This is a genomic window from Mycobacterium sp. 012931, from assembly GCF_000419295.1.
GTDB classification, from domain to species: Bacteria; Actinomycetota; Actinomycetes; order Mycobacteriales; family Mycobacteriaceae; genus Mycobacterium; species Mycobacterium marinum.
In genome coordinates, this window is record NZ_AOPX01000001.1 from 1,102,524 (window position 1) to 1,118,708 (window position 16,185).

The 16,185-nt window shown below is 65.3% G+C and carries 16 protein-coding genes and 2 pseudogenes; 8 read left to right on the forward strand and 10 right to left on the reverse strand.

Annotated features, from left to right (window positions below; translation table 11 throughout):
- Positions 1-28: 28 nt before the first annotated feature.
- From MMSP_RS04890 to MMSP_RS27995, 3 genes are read left to right on the forward strand one after another with little or no spacing between them, the layout of a single operon-like run.
- Complete coding sequence (locus MMSP_RS04890; RefSeq protein ID WP_036427090.1) at positions 29-409, forward strand: BlaI/MecI/CopY family transcriptional regulator; 381 nt, start codon at positions 29-31, stop codon at positions 407-409.
- Complete coding sequence (locus MMSP_RS27990) at positions 406-939, forward strand: hypothetical protein (protein ID WP_232022673.1); 534 nt, start codon at positions 406-408, stop codon at positions 937-939. Before MMSP_RS04890 ends, MMSP_RS27990 begins: the two co-directional genes overlap by 4 nt.
- A 9-nt stretch (positions 940-948) precedes the next feature.
- Positions 949-1,338: a hypothetical protein gene (locus MMSP_RS27995; RefSeq protein ID WP_020785717.1), complete on the forward strand. Its 390-nt coding sequence runs from the start codon at positions 949-951 to the stop codon at positions 1,336-1,338.
- Here MMSP_RS27995 and MMSP_RS04900 read toward each other — a convergent pair.
- The 3 genes and pseudogenes from MMSP_RS04900 to MMSP_RS29720 form a co-directional block, all read right to left on the reverse strand.
- The gene (locus MMSP_RS04900; protein WP_015357420.1) at positions 1,333-2,220 is read right to left on the reverse strand and encodes a cytochrome c biogenesis CcdA family protein; all 888 of its coding nucleotides are present in this window, start codon (positions 2,218-2,220) and stop codon (positions 1,333-1,335) included. The two genes, MMSP_RS27995 and MMSP_RS04900, sit on opposite strands and share 6 nt — an antisense overlap.
- Positions 2,217-2,762 (reverse strand): thiol:disulfide interchange protein, encoded by a 546-nt coding sequence (locus MMSP_RS04905; protein WP_012396581.1) that lies wholly within the window; start codon positions 2,760-2,762, stop codon positions 2,217-2,219. The genes MMSP_RS04900 and MMSP_RS04905 overlap by 4 nt, the downstream gene beginning before the upstream one ends.
- A gap of 299 nt (positions 2,763-3,061) precedes the next feature.
- Positions 3,062-3,673: pseudogene (locus MMSP_RS29720) on the reverse strand (DsbA family protein).
- A gap of 152 nt (positions 3,674-3,825) precedes the next feature.
- Here MMSP_RS29720 and MMSP_RS04915 point away from each other — a divergent pair.
- Positions 3,826-4,668, forward strand: a complete 843-nt coding sequence (locus MMSP_RS04915; RefSeq protein ID WP_020785720.1) for an arylamine N-acetyltransferase — start codon at positions 3,826-3,828, stop codon at positions 4,666-4,668.
- Positions 4,669-4,681: 13 nt separating this feature from the next.
- Here MMSP_RS04915 and MMSP_RS04920 read toward each other — a convergent pair whose 3' ends face one another.
- From MMSP_RS04920 to fadD3, 6 genes and pseudogenes are all read right to left on the reverse strand, one after another.
- The gene (locus MMSP_RS04920; protein WP_015357417.1) at positions 4,682-5,857 is read right to left on the reverse strand and encodes a pyridoxal phosphate-dependent aminotransferase; all 1,176 of its coding nucleotides are present in this window, start codon (positions 5,855-5,857) and stop codon (positions 4,682-4,684) included.
- Positions 5,854-6,816 (reverse strand): acyl-CoA dehydrogenase family protein, encoded by a 963-nt coding sequence (locus tag MMSP_RS04925; protein WP_020785721.1) that lies wholly within the window; start codon positions 6,814-6,816, stop codon positions 5,854-5,856. Before MMSP_RS04925 ends, MMSP_RS04920 begins: the two co-directional genes overlap by 4 nt.
- Before the next feature lie 13 nt (positions 6,817-6,829).
- A pseudogene (locus MMSP_RS29725) lies at positions 6,830-6,903 on the reverse strand (hypothetical protein); the annotation flags it as partial.
- A gap of 15 nt (positions 6,904-6,918) precedes the next feature.
- Positions 6,919-7,854, reverse strand: coding sequence for an acyl-CoA dehydrogenase family protein (locus MMSP_RS04930; protein ID WP_020785722.1), 936 nt, complete (start codon positions 7,852-7,854; stop codon positions 6,919-6,921).
- Positions 7,855-7,857: 3 nt separating this feature from the next.
- Positions 7,858-8,991, reverse strand: coding sequence for an acyl-CoA dehydrogenase family protein (locus tag MMSP_RS04935; protein WP_015357414.1), 1,134 nt, complete (start codon positions 8,989-8,991; stop codon positions 7,858-7,860).
- A complete protein-coding gene (gene fadD3, locus MMSP_RS04940; RefSeq protein WP_020785723.1) occupies positions 8,992-10,515 on the reverse strand; it encodes a 3-((3aS,4S,7aS)-7a-methyl-1,5-dioxo-octahydro-1H-inden-4-yl)propanoate--CoA ligase FadD3 in 1,524 nt (507 codons plus the stop codon).
- A 70-nt stretch (positions 10,516-10,585) separates the two neighbouring features.
- On the opposite strand from fadD3, the gene ipdE1 reads away from it, so the two are divergent.
- Positions 10,586-11,734: an acyl-CoA dehydrogenase IpdE1 gene (ipdE1, locus tag MMSP_RS04945; RefSeq protein ID WP_020785724.1), complete on the forward strand. Its 1,149-nt coding sequence runs from the start codon at positions 10,586-10,588 to the stop codon at positions 11,732-11,734.
- Positions 11,731-12,519, forward strand: a complete 789-nt coding sequence (ipdF, locus tag MMSP_RS04950) for a (5R,7aS)-5-hydroxy-7a-methyl-1-oxo-2,3,5,6,7,7a-hexahydro-1H-indene-carboxyl-CoA reductase (RefSeq protein WP_015357411.1) — start codon at positions 11,731-11,733, stop codon at positions 12,517-12,519. The genes ipdE1 and ipdF overlap by 4 nt, the downstream gene beginning before the upstream one ends.
- Positions 12,520-12,594: 75 nt before the next feature.
- Here ipdF and MMSP_RS04955 read toward each other — a convergent pair whose 3' ends face one another.
- The gene (locus tag MMSP_RS04955) at positions 12,595-14,208 is read right to left on the reverse strand and encodes a PPE family protein (protein WP_020785725.1); all 1,614 of its coding nucleotides are present in this window, start codon (positions 14,206-14,208) and stop codon (positions 12,595-12,597) included.
- Between the two features lie 174 nt (positions 14,209-14,382).
- Here MMSP_RS04955 and kstR2 point away from each other — a divergent pair, with 174 nt between their 5' ends.
- Both kstR2 and fadA6 read left to right on the forward strand, forming a co-directional pair.
- Complete coding sequence (gene kstR2 / locus MMSP_RS04960) at positions 14,383-14,985, forward strand: TetR family transcriptional regulator KstR2 (protein WP_012396570.1); 603 nt, start codon at positions 14,383-14,385, stop codon at positions 14,983-14,985.
- A gap of 2 nt (positions 14,986-14,987) precedes the next feature.
- A complete protein-coding gene (gene fadA6 / locus MMSP_RS04965; protein WP_020785726.1) occupies positions 14,988-16,148 on the forward strand; it encodes a steroid 3-ketoacyl-CoA thiolase FadA6 in 1,161 nt (386 codons plus the stop codon).
- Positions 16,149-16,185: the final 37 nt, after the last annotated feature.

Consider the following 16,185-nt stretch of genomic DNA (forward strand, 5'->3'; position numbering starts at 1 on the left):
CGGCGCGAACGTGCGAGAGAGTAGAGCCGTGCAGGTTCGGCGCTTCGGCGAACTCGAGACGGTCGTCATGGACCGCGTATGGGACCACGGCGGGGCCGTGACGGTACGCCGCGGCGTCTTGGATGACCTGGCTCACGACCGCCAGATTGCCTACACCACGGTGATGTCCACCATGGACAATCTGCACCGCAAGGGCTGGTTGCAGCGCGAACGGGTGGGCAAGGCGTTCAGTTACTGGCCGACCATGACTCGCGAAGAGCATTCCGCCCGCCTGATGCACGATGCCTTCGACGCCGGCGGCGATTCGGACCTGGTCTTGGCGTTTTTTCTGAAACAGATGGATGAACACGATGCTGTGCGGGTCCGCGACGCGCTGCGCCGGATCATCGACGACCAGGAAGAGTCATGAACGCGGCTTTGCTCTTATTTGCGTACGCATCCGCCCTGATCTGGGTAGGGCCGGTGCTGCTGCGACGGGTTACCGGCACCGGGGTGCACCCGCGGCTGGCGGTGGCGTCATGGCTGAGCGCGGTGTTCGCCGCTATTGCCGCATGGGTGGGCGCTCTGGTGTTCCTCGGCGCGGCGGTATTGGACAGCATATGGCGCCACCGGGCCCTGGCCCTGTGCCTCAAAGAGCTGGGCCTTGCCGGCGAACTGGGCCTGCCGCGCGGGATCGCCTCGGCGCTTGCGGTGGGTGTGCTGTCGACCGGAGCGGTGGCCACCGTCATCGCGTGTTGGCGCATGGGCCGGCAGTTGCGGCGCCAGCGATCCGCCAGTCGGCTGCACGCGGCGACCGCCCGAACGATCGGAGGAGCCAGCGACTGGCCCGGCGTGGTTGTGGTCCCGGCGCCACAGCCCGCGGCCTACTGCGTGACCGGCCGTCCGAACTCGGTCATCGTGGTCACCAGCGGCGCGCTCGGCCGCCTCGATGAGCCGTAGCTGGCGGCCGTGCTGGCACACGAATACGCGCACCTGGCCAGCCGCCACCACGACTTGCTCATGGCGCTGCGGGCGCTGGCGTCGAGCCTGCCGCGGCTACCACTGTTCGCCGCGGCAGCAAAGGTGGTGGCCGACCTTCTCGAGATGTGCGCCGACGACGTCGCGGTGCGCAGCCACGGCAAGATGGCGTTACTGCGGGGCCTGTTGGCGCTGACCGAGGGGCCAGCCATGGCGCCGGCCGCATTGGGCGCGGCCAATACCGCCACGGTGGCTCGTGCCGAACGGCTGGCCATCTCGGTGTCGCGCCGCAGTTGGTGGCAGGAGCGGTTGATGCTCTGGGCGACCATCGGTCTCGCGGTGGTTTCGCCGATGTTCCTTGGACTGGCTTGTCGGCTATGACGTTGGGTCGGGCAGCGATTGCGCGGCGGGATTGCTGGCGCGCCGTCGCGCCAGGGTGTGCCAGCCCACGGCGACGGCGACAAGTGCTGCCGCGACACCCAGTAGCAGCCACGGGCTGAGCCCGTCTACCAGCCGAATCAAGCTGTCCTGCAGCGTGCTTGCGGCCTGGATCACCGGGTCGTCGGTTTCGGCGCTGGTGAAATACAGCCGGATTTCGTAGTAGCCGTAGTAGGCGACGTAAAGGCCGGTGATGAGGACGATCACGCCCGCGATCCGGCCCACGAAAGGCAAGATGCGCCGAAACGCTGCGGTGGCAGATGAACCGGCCAGCGCAACGGTGAGCGCCGCTACGCCCACCGTGAGGGTCATTCCGACGGCATAGGCGACGAAGGCCAGCACCCCCGACAGTACGGAGCCCTGTTTGAAGGTGGTGCTGATCACCGCGAGAAACGGCGCAACGGTGCAAGATAGCGAGGCGACGGCGTAGCCCACGCCGTAGCCGTACATGGAACCGAGCCGAGTTGTCGGCGTACCCCCCATGCTCTTGGGCAAGATGATGCTGAGTTCCTTGCCGGCCAGTAGCCAGATGGCAAGACCGACAAGCAGCACCCCGATGACCACCGTCGCGAACGGCAGGTATCTCTGGGCCGAAGCTATGACCGGTGAAATCAGCAGTCCGAAAACACCGAACACCGTGAGGAAGCCGAGCGACATTCCCGCGGTGGCCGCTCCGGCGCGCAGCACCGCTCGTGGTCGGGAGGTGCCTTGGCTGCCGGCGATCACCAAGCCCAGATAACCGGGGAGAAAGGCAAAGCCGCACGGATTGAGGGCGGCCACCAGCCCGGCGCCCAAGGCAAAGCTCAGGGCCGCGGTATTGATCATTTCCCGGTGAGCCCGTTGACCCGCTCGGTCAACTGGGCTTCGCTCAGTCCACCCTTGACCACCTCGACCTCGCCGTTGGCGGAGATGAACGCCCATGCCGGTTGCTGTGTGACACCGAAGTTGGACCACACCTGGCCGTCGCTGTCGGCAAGTTGGGTCACGTCGCCCAACTGGTATTTGTCGACGAAGGCCTGCATCGCGGAGGCTTCCTCGCGGGCGGCCACCCCGACGAATGTCGCCTCCGGGTTGGCGGCCGCGGCTTTAGCCACGATCGGTGCTTCCTGTTGGCACTTGGGGCACCACGGTGTCCAGAACCACAACACCGTGGCCTTTCCCGCCAGGCTCTCTCCCGAGAAGGGCTTCCCATCAATGGTTTTGGTGGTGAACTGCAGTTGGGCCGGGACATGCGCGGCCCGGTTGGCCACCGCGTTCGATGACGACGCGGGGGCGCCCGCTGGTGAGGCCGTTCCGGACGAACCGCATGCTGCGATGGTCAATGCGGCGGCGATGCCGGCGAGCGAGGCGATCAGGCGGCGGGGCATGGTGATTCCCTTCCCGTCGAGTTCGAGGGTTCGGTGACGATGGCCAACAAACTACTATCTACATACGTAGATAGTAGTTGGTTCACCGGGCGGCGCGAGACGCCGCCTGCCCGCTACCTCAAATACCGGGAAATCCCGTCGTCAGGGGCGCCGCGGCGGCCAAAATCGTTTCGAGGTGTCCTTGGGGTGGCCGGGGCACCACTGGGATTCCGGCACCATCGCGCGAACCTGATCCACGTGCGCCCCGCAGCCCGACCAGGTCACCTTTCCGCAGGTTCGGCATTTGACTGGGCTACACATCAGCGGGCCGTCCCATCGAGAACCGGCGGCCCCTGGTAGGGCCGCTGCAAGACCGCGAATTCGGGGGTTTTTGCGGCGGTGAGCACCGCTTCGAGTAACCGCACGCCATCCGCACCGCTGGGCATCCGGGTGAGTACCGGTCCAAAAAAGCCTTGTCCGTCGACCGCGATGATCGGGCTGCCCGCGGTGCCGCCGAGGGCATCCTGGCTGGCCTGGTGTGCATGCCTGGCCTAGTCGTCGAGCCCGCTGTCGTCGAGGGTCTCGGACAGCGACTCGTCCAGGCCGGTCTCGGCGAGGGCTTCGCGGATGCCGCCTTGGGTGATCTCTTCGCGGCGAAGATGGATGCGGGTGCCGATCGAGTCATAGAGCCGGGCGAACGCGTCCGCTCCATACTTGGTCGTCACCGCGGCGAACAGCCGTCCCAGTTGCCGTGATCGCTGCATCATCTGCTGCTGCTTGGCGTCGAGGTCCTTGCCTTCGTTGAGAACGGCCAGGCTCATCTGGCGCAAGGTGACGGGGGTGTGCGTGCTTTGCGCGGCTTCGAGTAGCCAGCGCGAGGTGACCCACGCAAACGGACAAATCGGGTCGAGGTATAGCTCGACGTCGGCCACGGTTCCTCCTTCTCGCGACTGCTGCGGCGATGTCGCGGACGCTTCACCCTGGTTGGGTAGGGCGCTCCCGATAATACCCCCTTGGGTATTTCCTGTCGAAGTTCGCCGCTGGGCAGTCGCGCGGCGATTGGCGCGCCTAGCACTATGGCGCTATGGCGCTGGATCTGACCGGATACCTCGACCGCATCAACTATCGCGGTGCAACCGACCCGACGCTGGACGTATTGCGGGATTTAGTGAGCGCACACACTGGCGCGATCGCGTTCGAGAACCTGGACCCGTTGATGGGAGTGCCGGTCGATGACGTAAGTCCCGAAGCTCTGGCCGACAAGCTGGTGGACCGCCGTCGCGGTGGCTACTGCTACGAACACAATGGGCTGATCGGTTATGTGTTAGCCGAAATCGGATATCGGGTAAGGCGGCTAGCCGGACGTGTGGTGTGGCTGGCCCCGCCGGATGCGCCGACTCCAGCGCAAACACACACCGTATTGGCGGTGACCTTCCCGGGCTGCCAAGGGCCGTACCTGGTCGATGTCGGCTTCGGTGGGATGACGCCGACCGCTCCGTTGCGGCTCGAAACCGGCACCGTTCAGCAAACAGCTCTGGAACCCTATCGCCTCGACGATCGTGGCGACGGGCTGGTCCTGCAGGCGATGGTCCGCGACGAGTGGCAGGCGCTCTATGAGTTCAGCACGCTGACGCGGCCGCAAGTCGACCTCAGGGTTGGCAGCTGGTTCGTCTCAACGCACCCAACGTCGCACTTTGTCACCGGGTTGATGGCCGCGACCGTCGTCGACGATGCCCGGTGGAACTTGATGGGCCGCAACTTGGCCATCCACCGACGCGGCGGGACCGAGAAGATCCTGTTGGAAGACGCTGCCGCGGTAGTCGACACGCTGGGCGACCGGTTCGGCATCAACGTTGCCGACGTCGGAGAACGCGGCCGGCTCGAGGCCCGCATCGACAAAGTTTGTTTTGGAGCCGAAGACCGGTGACGCCTCTGGCCGGTTAGCGCTCCGGCAGCCAGGACTCGATCCTGCGCAGGGCCTCTCGGATGTCTTCGCTCGGTCCCGCGAATGACAGCCGGACGAAGGAATTTCCGCCTGCGGTGTCGAAGTCAATACCAGGGGCGATGGCAACGCCGTTGTCGGCCAGCAACTTTGAGCAGAACTTGAGCGAGTCGTCGGTGAAGTCGGAGACATCGGCATAGACGTAGAAGGCGCCGTCGGTGGGGGCCAGCCGGTCGATGCCGATGCGGCGCAGCCCGTCGAGCAGCGTCGAGCGGTTGCTGGCGTAGTGGCGCAGATTGCCGTCGGCTTCCTTGGTTGCCTCGGGGGTGAACGCCGACACCGCGGCAACCTGGGACAGCACCGGTGGGCAGATGGTGAAATTGCCGGTCAGGCAATCCACGGCGCGACGCAGCTCGGTTGGTACCAGCAGCCAGCCCAGCCGCCAGCCCGTCATCGCGTAGTACTTGGAAAAGCTGTTTACTACCACCGCGTTTCGCGACGTCTGCCAGGCGCAGCTGGTCGGCGGCGCGCCCTCATAGACCAGGCCATGGTAGACCTCATCGCTGATCAGTCGGGCGCCCGAGGCATCACACCACGACGCGATCGCGGCGAGTTCCTCCGGCGGAATGACCGTTCCGGTCGGATTGGCCGGACTGGCGACGATGACGCCCTGCACCGGCGGATCGATCTGGGCGAGCATGTCCGCGGTGGGTTGAAACCGGGTCTCGGGCCCGCACGGGATTTCCACGACTTCGCAGCCCAGCGCCGACAGGATGTTCCGGTAGCACGGATAGCCAGGACTGGCCAGCGCCACCCGGTCGCCCACATCGAAACACGCCAGGAAGGTGAGCAAGAAGCCACCGGAGGAGCCGGTGGTTATCACTACCGCCTCCGGTTCGACCGAGATTCCATGTTGGCGGTGGTAGTCCGCGGCGATTGCCGCACGCAACTCCGGAATACCCAGCGCTACCGTGTAACCGAGCTCGTTGAGGTGCAGGGCGGCGGCCGCGGCGGCACGTATCGGCTCTGGTGCGCCGACGCTGGGCTGGCCCGCCGAAAGGTTCACCAGATCGCCGTGGGTGCGTTGGCGTTCGGCGGCCGCCAGCCAGACGTCCATCACATAAAACGGTGGGATGCCCGCTCTACGGGCGATGTGGGTGTTCACGGCATTCATGGTATTGATGGCCCGGCTCCTAGTGCTTCCGATTCCAATCGGCGCAGCAGCTCTGGCGGTGAAGCAAGTAGGTGGGTGCTGCCGTGTGCTCGCTTGAAATACAGATGCATGTCGTGTTCCCAGGTGATCGCGATGCCGCCGTGCAACTGTATGCCCTCGGCGGCCACCGCGCACAGCGCTTCACAGGCCGCTAGCCGCGCGGTGGCGGCGCTGGTGGGCGTCGGCGCAGTGCAGGCCTCGGTGACCACGGCCCGAGCCGCGGCCACCTCGACGTACAGGTCGGCCATCCGGTGCTTGAGCGCCTGGAAGCTGCCGATCGGGCGGCCGAACTGCACCCGGCTCTTCGCGTACTCGACGGTTAGCTCCAAGCAGCGTTCGGCGGCGCCGATTTGTTCGGCCGCCAGCAGAATTCCCGCGGCATCTGCCAGGCCGGGGTCTTCACCCAGAAAAGCCGTCTCCTCGGCGCGCAGTTGGGCCAGTCTGCGGGTCGGATCCATGGTGGCCACCCGATGGGCGCTGAAACGGGTCCACCTGCTCAGTTGTCCCTCGGTGCTGGCGACGACGACATCCGCAGTATCCCCGTTGAGCACGTAGTCGGGGTCGAGCACCAGTGCCCCGATCGAGCTGCCCTCGGCCAGCCCGGCCAGCGTCTTGGCATCGGGTTCGGCAGCGGCCAGCAGGGCCAACTCCGCGAGCGTCGTGCCGAGCAGGGGAGAAGGTACCAGTGCCCGACCCAGCTCCTGCAAAACTATTGCGGCATCGGCCAGTTCGCCGCCCGCGCCGCCAAGCTCCTCGGGTATCACCAGGGCCGCGGCGCCAACCTGCTCACACAGCAGCCGCCATAACGTCTCGTCGTAGCCTCGTTCGGACTCCATTGCGCTGCGAACCGCCGCGGGGCTTGCGTGTTTGTTCACCAAGGCGGCGACGGTTTCCCGCAGCATCTCGCGCTCTTCGGTCATCGCCGCCGCTCCTTCTCATCGCTGCGCTCTGCATCGTCGCCGGCGGGGGTCATCGCCGCCGCTCCTTCTCATCGCTGCGCTGCCCATCGTCGCCGGCGGGGGTCATAGCGCCTCGAGCACCCGCCGCCGGTGTACTTCTGGTGTACCCCACGCCGAACGCAACGCCTGCACTCGCAGCAGCCACAGCGACAGGTCGTGTTCCTGGGTAAACCCGATAGCACCGTGGGTCTGCAACGCGCTGCGAGCCGCCAGCAGGGCCGCGTCGCCGGCGGCGACCTTGGCGGCGCTGACATCGCGGGGTTGCAGCGACAATGCCGCGCCGTGTACCAGCGGACGGGCCAGCTCGATCGCGATATGGACATCGGCAAGCTTGTGCTTGATCGCTTGGTAGGAGCCGATCACCCGGCCGAACTGGGTGCGCTGCTTGGCATAGTCGACGGTGGCGTCCAACAAGGCTTCGGCGGCACCGATCAGCTGGGCCGCGGTGGCAAGCGCCCCGAACTCATAGGCGCGCTTGACATCTGCCTGCCACGCAGCACCAGTGGCCGTCACGTCGTAACTGCGGCGGCTGGGGTCGATGGACTCGTGGCAGTCCGCCACCGCCGCTTCGCAGACACCGCTTTCGCCAGCCACCAGCACCAGGCCCGCGGTATCGGCATCGACGGCTCGGGGTGCGTGCGGCGGCAGTGCGACGGTGGCGATCAACTCACCGCAGGCCAAACCGGCGCTGCGGTCATCGTCGGCGAGCAATACGGGTGCCACCGCAATCGACTCCGCCACCGGTCCTGGCACACACCAGCGGCCCAGGCGCTCGAGCGCGACCACCAGGTCGATCGGGTGGGCGCCCAGGCCGTCGAACTTCTCCGACACGGTCAGCGCGGTGACGCCAAGGTTGGCCAACTGCTCCCACACCTTGTGGCCGGGCGCGACGTCACCGGCGGACCACGCCCGAACTGCCGCGGGCAGATCGGCGGCCGCGAGGGCCGCGTCGATGCTGGCCGCGAAGTCGCGCTGCTGTTCGTCTAGTGCAAATTCCACGGATCACTTCTTCTCTCGTGGCAGGCCCAGCAGCCGCTCCGAAATGATATTGCGCTGGATTTCATTGGTACCGGCATAAATTGGACCACCAAGGGCAAAGAGCAGACCTTCGGTCCACGGGCTGACCAACTCGGCGTCGGCGCCGCGGATGTCGAGCGCGGTCTGATGGATATCCACGTCCAGGTCGGACCAGAACACCTTGGTGACCGACGATTCGGCGCCCAACTCACCGCCGGCCGCCAGCCTGGTCACGGTGCCGAAGGTCTGCAGCCGATAGGCCTGCGCCTTGATCCAGGCATCGGCCACTCGGTTGGCGAACTCGGGGGGCGAGCCGGCGTCCTTCCACAGCTGAACCAGCTTCTGGGCAGCCGCCATGAAGCGAGCCGGACTGCGCAGCGACATGCCTCGCTCGTTGCTCGACGTGCTCATCGCCGCGCGCCAACCGTCATTGGGTGCACCGATGACGTCCTGGTCGGGCACGAACACGTCATCGAGGAAGATTTCACCAAAGCCGGTGTCGCCGCCGAGTTGGACGATCGGGCGAATGGTAATCCCTTTGGCCTTCAGGTCGAACATGAAGTACGTCAGCCCACGATGGCGCTGTGCTGACGGGTCGGAGCGGAACAGTCCGAATCCCATGTCGGCGAATGGTGCGCGCGAGCTCCAGATCTTCTGGCCGTTGAGTAGCCAGCCTCCGTCGGTCTTGGTGGCAGTGGATCGCAGTGACGCCAGATCGCTGCCTGATTCGGGCTCCGACCAGGCTTGTGCCCAGATCTGTTCGCCACTGGCCATTTTGAGCAGGATGCGGTCTAGCTGCTCGGCGGTACCGTGCGCGAACAGGGTGGGGGCCAGCATCGAGGTACCGTTGGCGCTGGCCCGGCCCGGTGCTCCGGCGCGGAAGTACTCCTCTTCGAAGATCACCCAGTGCAGCAGGGGCGCGTCGCGGCCGCCGTACTGTTTCGGCCAGGTGATCACCGACAGGCCCGCGTCGAAGAGCACTCGGTCCCAAACTCGATGCTGGGCGAAGCCTTGCGCATTGTCGTATGACTTGGTCGGCATGACCTCGGCGTTGGCCGCCAGGAACTCGCGCACTTCGCCCTGGAAAGCCAGGGTCTCTTCGTCAAGATCCAAATCCATTTAGGCCAGCTCTCGCAGTTGCGGTTTGACTACTTTGCCGCCCGCGTTGCGGGGCAACGTATCGACGAAGCGAACCGAGCGCGGTGCCTTGAAGTTCGCCAAATGTTCACGGGTGTAATCGATCACCGATTTCTCATCGAGATTGAAGCCGGGTCGGGCGACGATGAACGCCCGGCCCACTTCGCCCAGTCGGTGGTCCGGAATCCCGATCACCGCGACGTCGGCGACACCGTCGAGCCGGGCCAGTACCTGCTCGACCTCGGCGGGATAGACGTTGAACCCGCCGCAGATGTACATGTCCTTGAGCCGGTCGGTGATCCGCAGGTTGCCCGCCTCATCGAGGACTCCGATGTCTCCGGTGTGTAACCAGCCGTCGGCGTCGATCGCGGCGGCGGTGGCCCGCGGGTCGTCGAGATAGCCGAGCATGACGTTGGGGCCCCGCAGCAGCACTTCCCCGGTGTCGGGGCCAATCCGCAATTCGAAGTCCGCGAAGGGCCGCCCGCAGGTGGTGGCGACCGTCAGCGCATCGTCGTCGGCTCGGCACATGGTTCCCATGCCGTTTGCCTCGGTCAGGCCGTAAGCGGTCAGCACGATGTCGATATCGAGTTCTGACTGCATGCGTTCCACCAGCACGACGGGTACGGTGGCCGCTCCGGTCACCGCGAATCGCAGCGAACTCAGGTCGTAGTCGTCGCGCGCGGGGTGGTCGAGCAGGGTCTGATAGATGGTCGGCGGGCCGGGCAGCACGGTGATGCGGTGTCGTTCGATCGCCTGCAGGGTGCGCAGTGGATCAAACGTCAAATGCGGGAACAATGTTGCGCCGGTTTGTAGGCAGGCCAGGATGCCGGCCTTGTAGCCGAAGTTGTGGAAGAACGGGTTGATGCACAGGTAACGGTCGTCGGCGGTGATCTTTCCGTTGGCTGCCCAAGACGCCGAGGCCGATAGCGACTGCCGGTGCGCGCACAGGACGCCCTTGCTCCGCCCGGTGGTGCCGGAGGTGAAGAGAATGTCGCTCACGTCGTCGGGGCTGACCGCGGCGGCGCGGGCGGTCACCGCGCCGGTGTCGGTGCCGGTCTCGATGAACTCGTCCCAAGTGCCGTCGGGTTCTTCGATCGGTATCCGCACGATGTGCCGCAGTGCGGGCAACGCTTTGCGGTCAAGGCCTGCCACCCGGTCGCTGCCGAGGAAGTGTCCCATCGCGAACAGCACGGGCGCCTCGGTCCGGGCCAGGATGTCGGCGGCCTCGTCGGCGGTGTAGCGGGTGTTGAGCGGGACCATTGCCGCGCCGACGTGGTGGATCGCCAGGCAAGCCACCACCCAGTGCCAGGTGTTGGGCGACCAGATGCCCACCCGAGCCGCAGGCTTGACGCCCAGCTCGATCAGCGCGGCCGCCGCTCGATAAACCTCGTCATTCAGCTCGGAAACCGTGAAGCTGCGCTCCTCGGTAACCAGTGCATCGTGGTTGGGTAACCGGTGCACGAGCCGATCCAGCGCCGTGGGCACGGTGCGGGGATCGCTGGTCATCGACGCTCCTCCTCACGCGGCGACCGCCGGGGCTAACAAAGCAAGTGCTTGGTAGGTTAGCCTACAGGGCATGCAGGACGTCGAGGAGTTTCGGGCGGAGGTCCGCGGCTGGCTCGCGGCCAATCTGGTCGGGGAATTCGCAACGCTCAAGGGGCTCGGCGGGCCGGGACGTGAACACGAGGCTTTCGAGGAACGCCGGGCCTGGAACCAGCATCTGGCCGCGGCCGGGCTGACCTGCCTGGGGTGGCCGGTCGAGCATGGCGGCCGGGGGCTCTTGACCGCCCACCGTGTGGCTTTCTACGAGGAATACGCGCGCGCGGATGCGCCGGACAAGGTCAACCACTTCGGTGAAGAGCTGCTCGGGCCAACGCTGATCGCCTTCGGGACACCCGAACAACAGCAGCGCTTCCTGCCGCGCATCCTCGACGTCACCGAGCTGTGGTGCCAGGGGTATTCCGAGCCCGGCGCCGGTAGTGACCTGGCCAATGTGGCGACCACCGCCGAACTCGACGGTGATCAATGGGTAATCAACGGCCAGAAGGTATGGACGTCGCTGGCTCATCTTTCGCAGTGGTGCTTCGTGGTCGCGCGAACCGAGAAGGGCTCCAAACGCCATGCCGGGCTGTCGTATCTGCTGGTCCCGCTGGATCAGCCCGGCGTGCAGATCCGGCCGATCGTCCAGATCACCGGTACCGTGGAGTTCAATGAGGTGTTCTTCGACGACGCCCGCACCGATGCTGACTTGGTGGTCGGCGCACCGGGTGACGGCTGGCGCGTCGCGCTGGGCACGCTGACCTTCGAGCGGGGCGTCTCGACGCTGGGGCAGCAGATCGTCTATGCCCGTGAGCTTTCCGATCTGGCCGCTCTCGTGCGGCGCACCGGCGCCGCCGACGATCCGTTCATCCGGGAACGCCTGACCCGGGCGTGGACCGGACTACGGGCAATGCGTTCGTATGCCCTGGCCGCCATGGATGTTGAGCAGCCCGGCCAGGACAACGTTTCGAAGTTGCTGTGGGCCAACTGGCATCGCAGTCTCGGCGAACTGGCGATGGATGTGATCGGCAAGCCGGGCTTGACGCTGGCCGACGGCGAGTTCGATGAATGGCAGCGGCTGTTCTTGTTCACCCGCGCTGACACGATCTACGGCGGATCCAACGAGATTCAGCGCAACATCATTGCCGAGCGGGTGCTCGGCCTGCCCCGGGAGGCCAAGGGATGAGCTTGTCTGAAGCACCGAAAGAAATTGCCGGACATGGCCTTTTGGCTGACAAGGTCGTGGTGGTGACCGCGGCGGCCGGCACCGGCATCGGTTCGGCGACGGCGCGCCGTGCCCTGGCCGAAGGCGCCGACGTGGTGATTTCCGACCACCACGAGCGACGGCTCGGCGAAACCGCCGCCGAACTGTCCGCGCTGGGACTGGGCCGGGTCGAAAGCGTGCTGTGCGACGTGAGTTCCACCGCACAGGTCGACGCGCTGATCGACTCGACCACCGCCCGCATGGGCCGCCTTGACGTGTTGGTCAACAACGCCGGGTTGGGCGGGCAGACCCCGGTGGCCGATATGACCGACGACGAGTGGGATCGCGTCCTGGACGTGACGCTCACATCGGTGTTCCGGGCCACTCGAGCCGCACTTCGCTACTTCCGTGAGGCGCCGCATGGTGGAGTGATCGTCAACAATGCCAGCGTGTTGGGCTGGCGGGCACAGCACTCGCAGTCGCACTACGCCGCGGCCAAGGCCGGCGTCATGGCGTTAACTCGCTGTAGCGCAATAGAAGCCGCGGAGTATGGGGTGCGGATCAATGCGGTGTCACCTAGCATCGCCCGGCACAAGTTCCTGGACAAGACCACCTCTGCCGAGCTACTCGACCGGCTGTCCGCCGGTGAGGCGTTCGGACGCGCCGCCGAACCGTGGGAAGTGGCGGCTACCATCGCGTTTCTGGCCAGCGAGTACTCGAGCTATCTGACCGGAGAGGTGATTTCGGTCTCCAGTCAGCACCCCTGATCGGGTTGTCGCGGCCGCATCACTGGCAAATGTGTTGCCGCAGCCCGATCTTGGGCGCCGGGACGGCCGGATCGGTTACCCCGCTAGCTGTTTCAGCAGTTCTTCTAGGCTGAACACGCCCGACATATTGCTGCCCGTGTTGAACAACCCCGTGAGGTTGCCGGCAATCCCGGGGAGGCTGTCCGCGACGCCGGTATTCCCGATGCCGGAGATGATGCCGTTTACGGTGCCGCCGCTGGCCTGGTTGAACATGCCCGAGATGTCGCCGGCAAACGTTCCGGTGGCAGTGTTGAAGAAGCCCGAGACATTGCTCCCGGTATTGTTGAAGCCCGAGTTCGTGTCGCCGGTGTCGGCGGTGGAACCGATGTCGGTGTTCACGTCGCCCGAATTCCACAAACCCGTATTCGTGTGACCGGAATTGCCGGATCCAGTATTGACGTCGCCCGAATTCAGGAAGCCCGTGTTGGTGCTGCCCGCGTTGCCGAAGCCGGTGTTGCCACTGGCCGAGTTGAAGAAGCCGGTGTTGAGGACACTCGAGTTCCCGACGCCGAAGTTGCCGATGTCGGAGTTGCCGAAACCGACGTTGCCGGTGCCCGAGTTCCCGACGCCGAAGTTGCCGAAGGCGCTAGTGGACGAGAGGCCCGCATTGAAGACGCCGAAGTTTCCATTATCGGAGTTGAAGAAGCCGATATTGTTCGTACCCGAGTTGCCGATTCCGAAATTCCCGGTGCCCGAGTTCAGTCCATTGAACGTGAACTGACCGGTTGTCGAGTCGTAGTAGGCATTCCCGAAGCCGACCAGATTGTCGCCGGTAAGTCCAAAGCCCAGGTTCCCGTCACCGCTGTTGCCGGCGCCAACGTTGAGGTCGCCGCGGTTACCGATGCCGAAGTTCCCGTTGCCCCAGTTGCCCAACCCGAAGTTGATGCCCGGATTAGAGCTGGTGAGCGGGTTGCCGGTGTTTCCGAAACCGATGTTTTCGTTGCCGAGGTTGCCGCTGCCCCAGTTGCCGCTGCCCAGGTTCCCATCGCCGATGTTGTTGCTGCCGACGTTGCCGCCGCCGAAGTTGGAGCTGCCGGTGTTTCCGTTGCCGATGTTGGTGCTGCCGGTGTTTCCGCTGCCGATGTTCCCGGTGCCGCCCTTATTGCCGAGCCCTATGTTCGGCAGCGCCTGCAACAACTGCTGGAAGGGATTCAAACTTGCCGCCGCCGCCGACACGCCGGAGTGGTAGCCGGTCATCGCGGCCACGTCTGCGGCCCACATCTCTTCGTACTGTGACTCGGCTGCCATGATCGCCGGCGCATTGAACCCGAAGAAGTTCGACCGCACCAACTGCACAAACACATTCCGGTTGGCCGCCACGGCCAGCGGAGGGATCATCGCCATCCGCGCCGCCTCGAATGCGCTGGCTACCGCCTGGGCTTGGCCGGCCGCGCCGGCGGCCCGCGCCGCCGCCGCACTCAACCACCCCGCATAGGGGCTGGCCGCGGCCGTCATAGCCGCCGATGCCGCGCCTTGCCAAGCCTGTCCGGCCAGGCCGGAGGTCACAGCGGAAAACGAATCCGCCGCGGCGCCCAACTCCTCGGCGAGGCCATTCCAGTCCGCCGACGCCTGCAGCATCGGCGTAGAACCCGCACCGTTGAACATTCGCAGCGAATTGATCTCCGGGGGCAACATCGGAAAACTGACCATGGCTGACCTCCTGCCAGTGGCCTCGCCGCCCCCGATGCGGCCAGTGCCGAAATCGAATTGGAGTGTTCCGGCGCAGATGCTACGACGGTGGTCAGGCGGGGATAGTGCGTTTCGCTGATATTGAGGTCTTTAGTCACATTGGCCGAGCAAGCGCTTGGTTGATACGCTGATCGGGTGGAACGAATGACCGGTCAGGCTAACAGCCGCCGAGGAGAGTTATTGGGGCTCGCCGCGGTGATGTTCGCCGAGCGCGGTCTGCGCGCCACCACCGTCCGTGACATCGCCGACGGAGCCGGCATCCTGTCCGGCAGCCTCTATCACCATTTCGCCTCCAAAGAGGAAATGGTCGACGAGCTGTTGCGCGAGTTTCTGGACTGGCTCTTCGCTCGCTACCTCGAGATCGTCGATGGCGAACCCAACCCGCTGGAGCGGCTCAAGGGCCTGTTCCTGGCGTCGTTCGAGGCCATCGAACATCGGCACGCTCAAGTGGTCATCTACCAGGACGAGGCCCAACGGCTGTCTTCACAGCCCCGGTTTTCCTACCTGGAGGATCGCAACAAAGAGCAGCGCAAGATGTGGGTAGACGTGCTCAATCAGGGCATTGAGGAGGGCTACTTCCGGCCCGACCTCGACGTGGACCTGGTCTACCGGTTCATCCGCGACACCACCTGGGTGTCGGTGCGCTGGTACAAACCTGGCGGAGCGCTGACCGCGCAGCAGGTCGGGCAGAAGTATCTCGCCATTGTGCTGGGCGGGATCCAGAAAGAAGGAGTCTGAAAATGCCGGAGGCGTACGTCATCGACGCTGTACGTACCGCGGTGGGCAAGCGTGGCGGAGCGTTGGCGGGGGTACATCCCGTCGACCTGGGTGCCTTGGGGTGGCGGGGACTGCTGGATCGAGTTGACGTCGACCCGGCCGCGGTCGACGACGTGATCGCGGGCTGTGTCGATGCCATCGGCGGTCAGGCCGGCAATATCGCACGGTTGTCCTGGCTTGCGGCGGGATATCCCGAAGAAGTGCCAGGTGTCACCGTGGACCGCCAATGCGGCTCCAGCCAGCAGGCGATCTCCTTTGGTGCGCAAGCGATCATGTCCGGAACGGCCGACCTCATCGTTGCCGGTGGCATGCAGAACATGAGCCAGATCCCGATCTCGTCGGCAATGATCGTCGGTGAACAATTCGGCTTTAGCTCGCCGACCAACGAATCCAAGCAGTGGCTGCACCGGTACGGGGATCAGGAGATCTCTCAGTTCCGCGGTTCGGAGATGATCGCCGAGAAGTGGAATTTGTCGCGTGAAGAGATGGAGCAGTATGCGATGACCAGCCACGCGCGTGCGTTCGCGGCGATCAGGGGTGGCCGCTTCGATAACGAAATCCTTAGTGTGGAAACGGAATCCGGGCCCTTCCGGGTCGACGAAGGGCCGCGCGAGTCATCGCTGGAGAAGATGGCTGGCTTGAAGACCCTGGTCGAGGGGGGGCGGCTTACCGCCGCGATGGCCAGCCAGATCTCCGACGGTGCCAGCGCGGTGCTGCTGGCTTCCGAACAGGCGGTCAAGGATCACGGCCTGACTCCGCGCGCTCGCATCCACCACATCAGTGCGCGCGCCGCCGACCCGGTGTTCATGCTCACCGGCCCCATCCCGGCGACCCGCCATGCGCTGGAAAAGACCGGCCTGTCCATCGATGACATCGCCACGGTAGAGATCAATGAGGCATTCGCGCCGGTGGTTTTGGCGTGGCTCAAGGAAATCAAGGCCGATCCCGAGAAGGTCAACCCCAACGGCGGTGCCATCGCTCTCGGTCATCCGCTGGGTGCCACCGGGGCCAAGCTGTTCACCACCATGCTCAATGAACTCGACCGGGTCGGTGGGCGTTACGGGCTACAGACGATGTGTGAAGGCGGGGGCACCGCCAACGTCACGATCATCGAGCGGCTATAGCGGCCGGCGTTTCGGGCTGCGAAGGGTGGACCTCTGC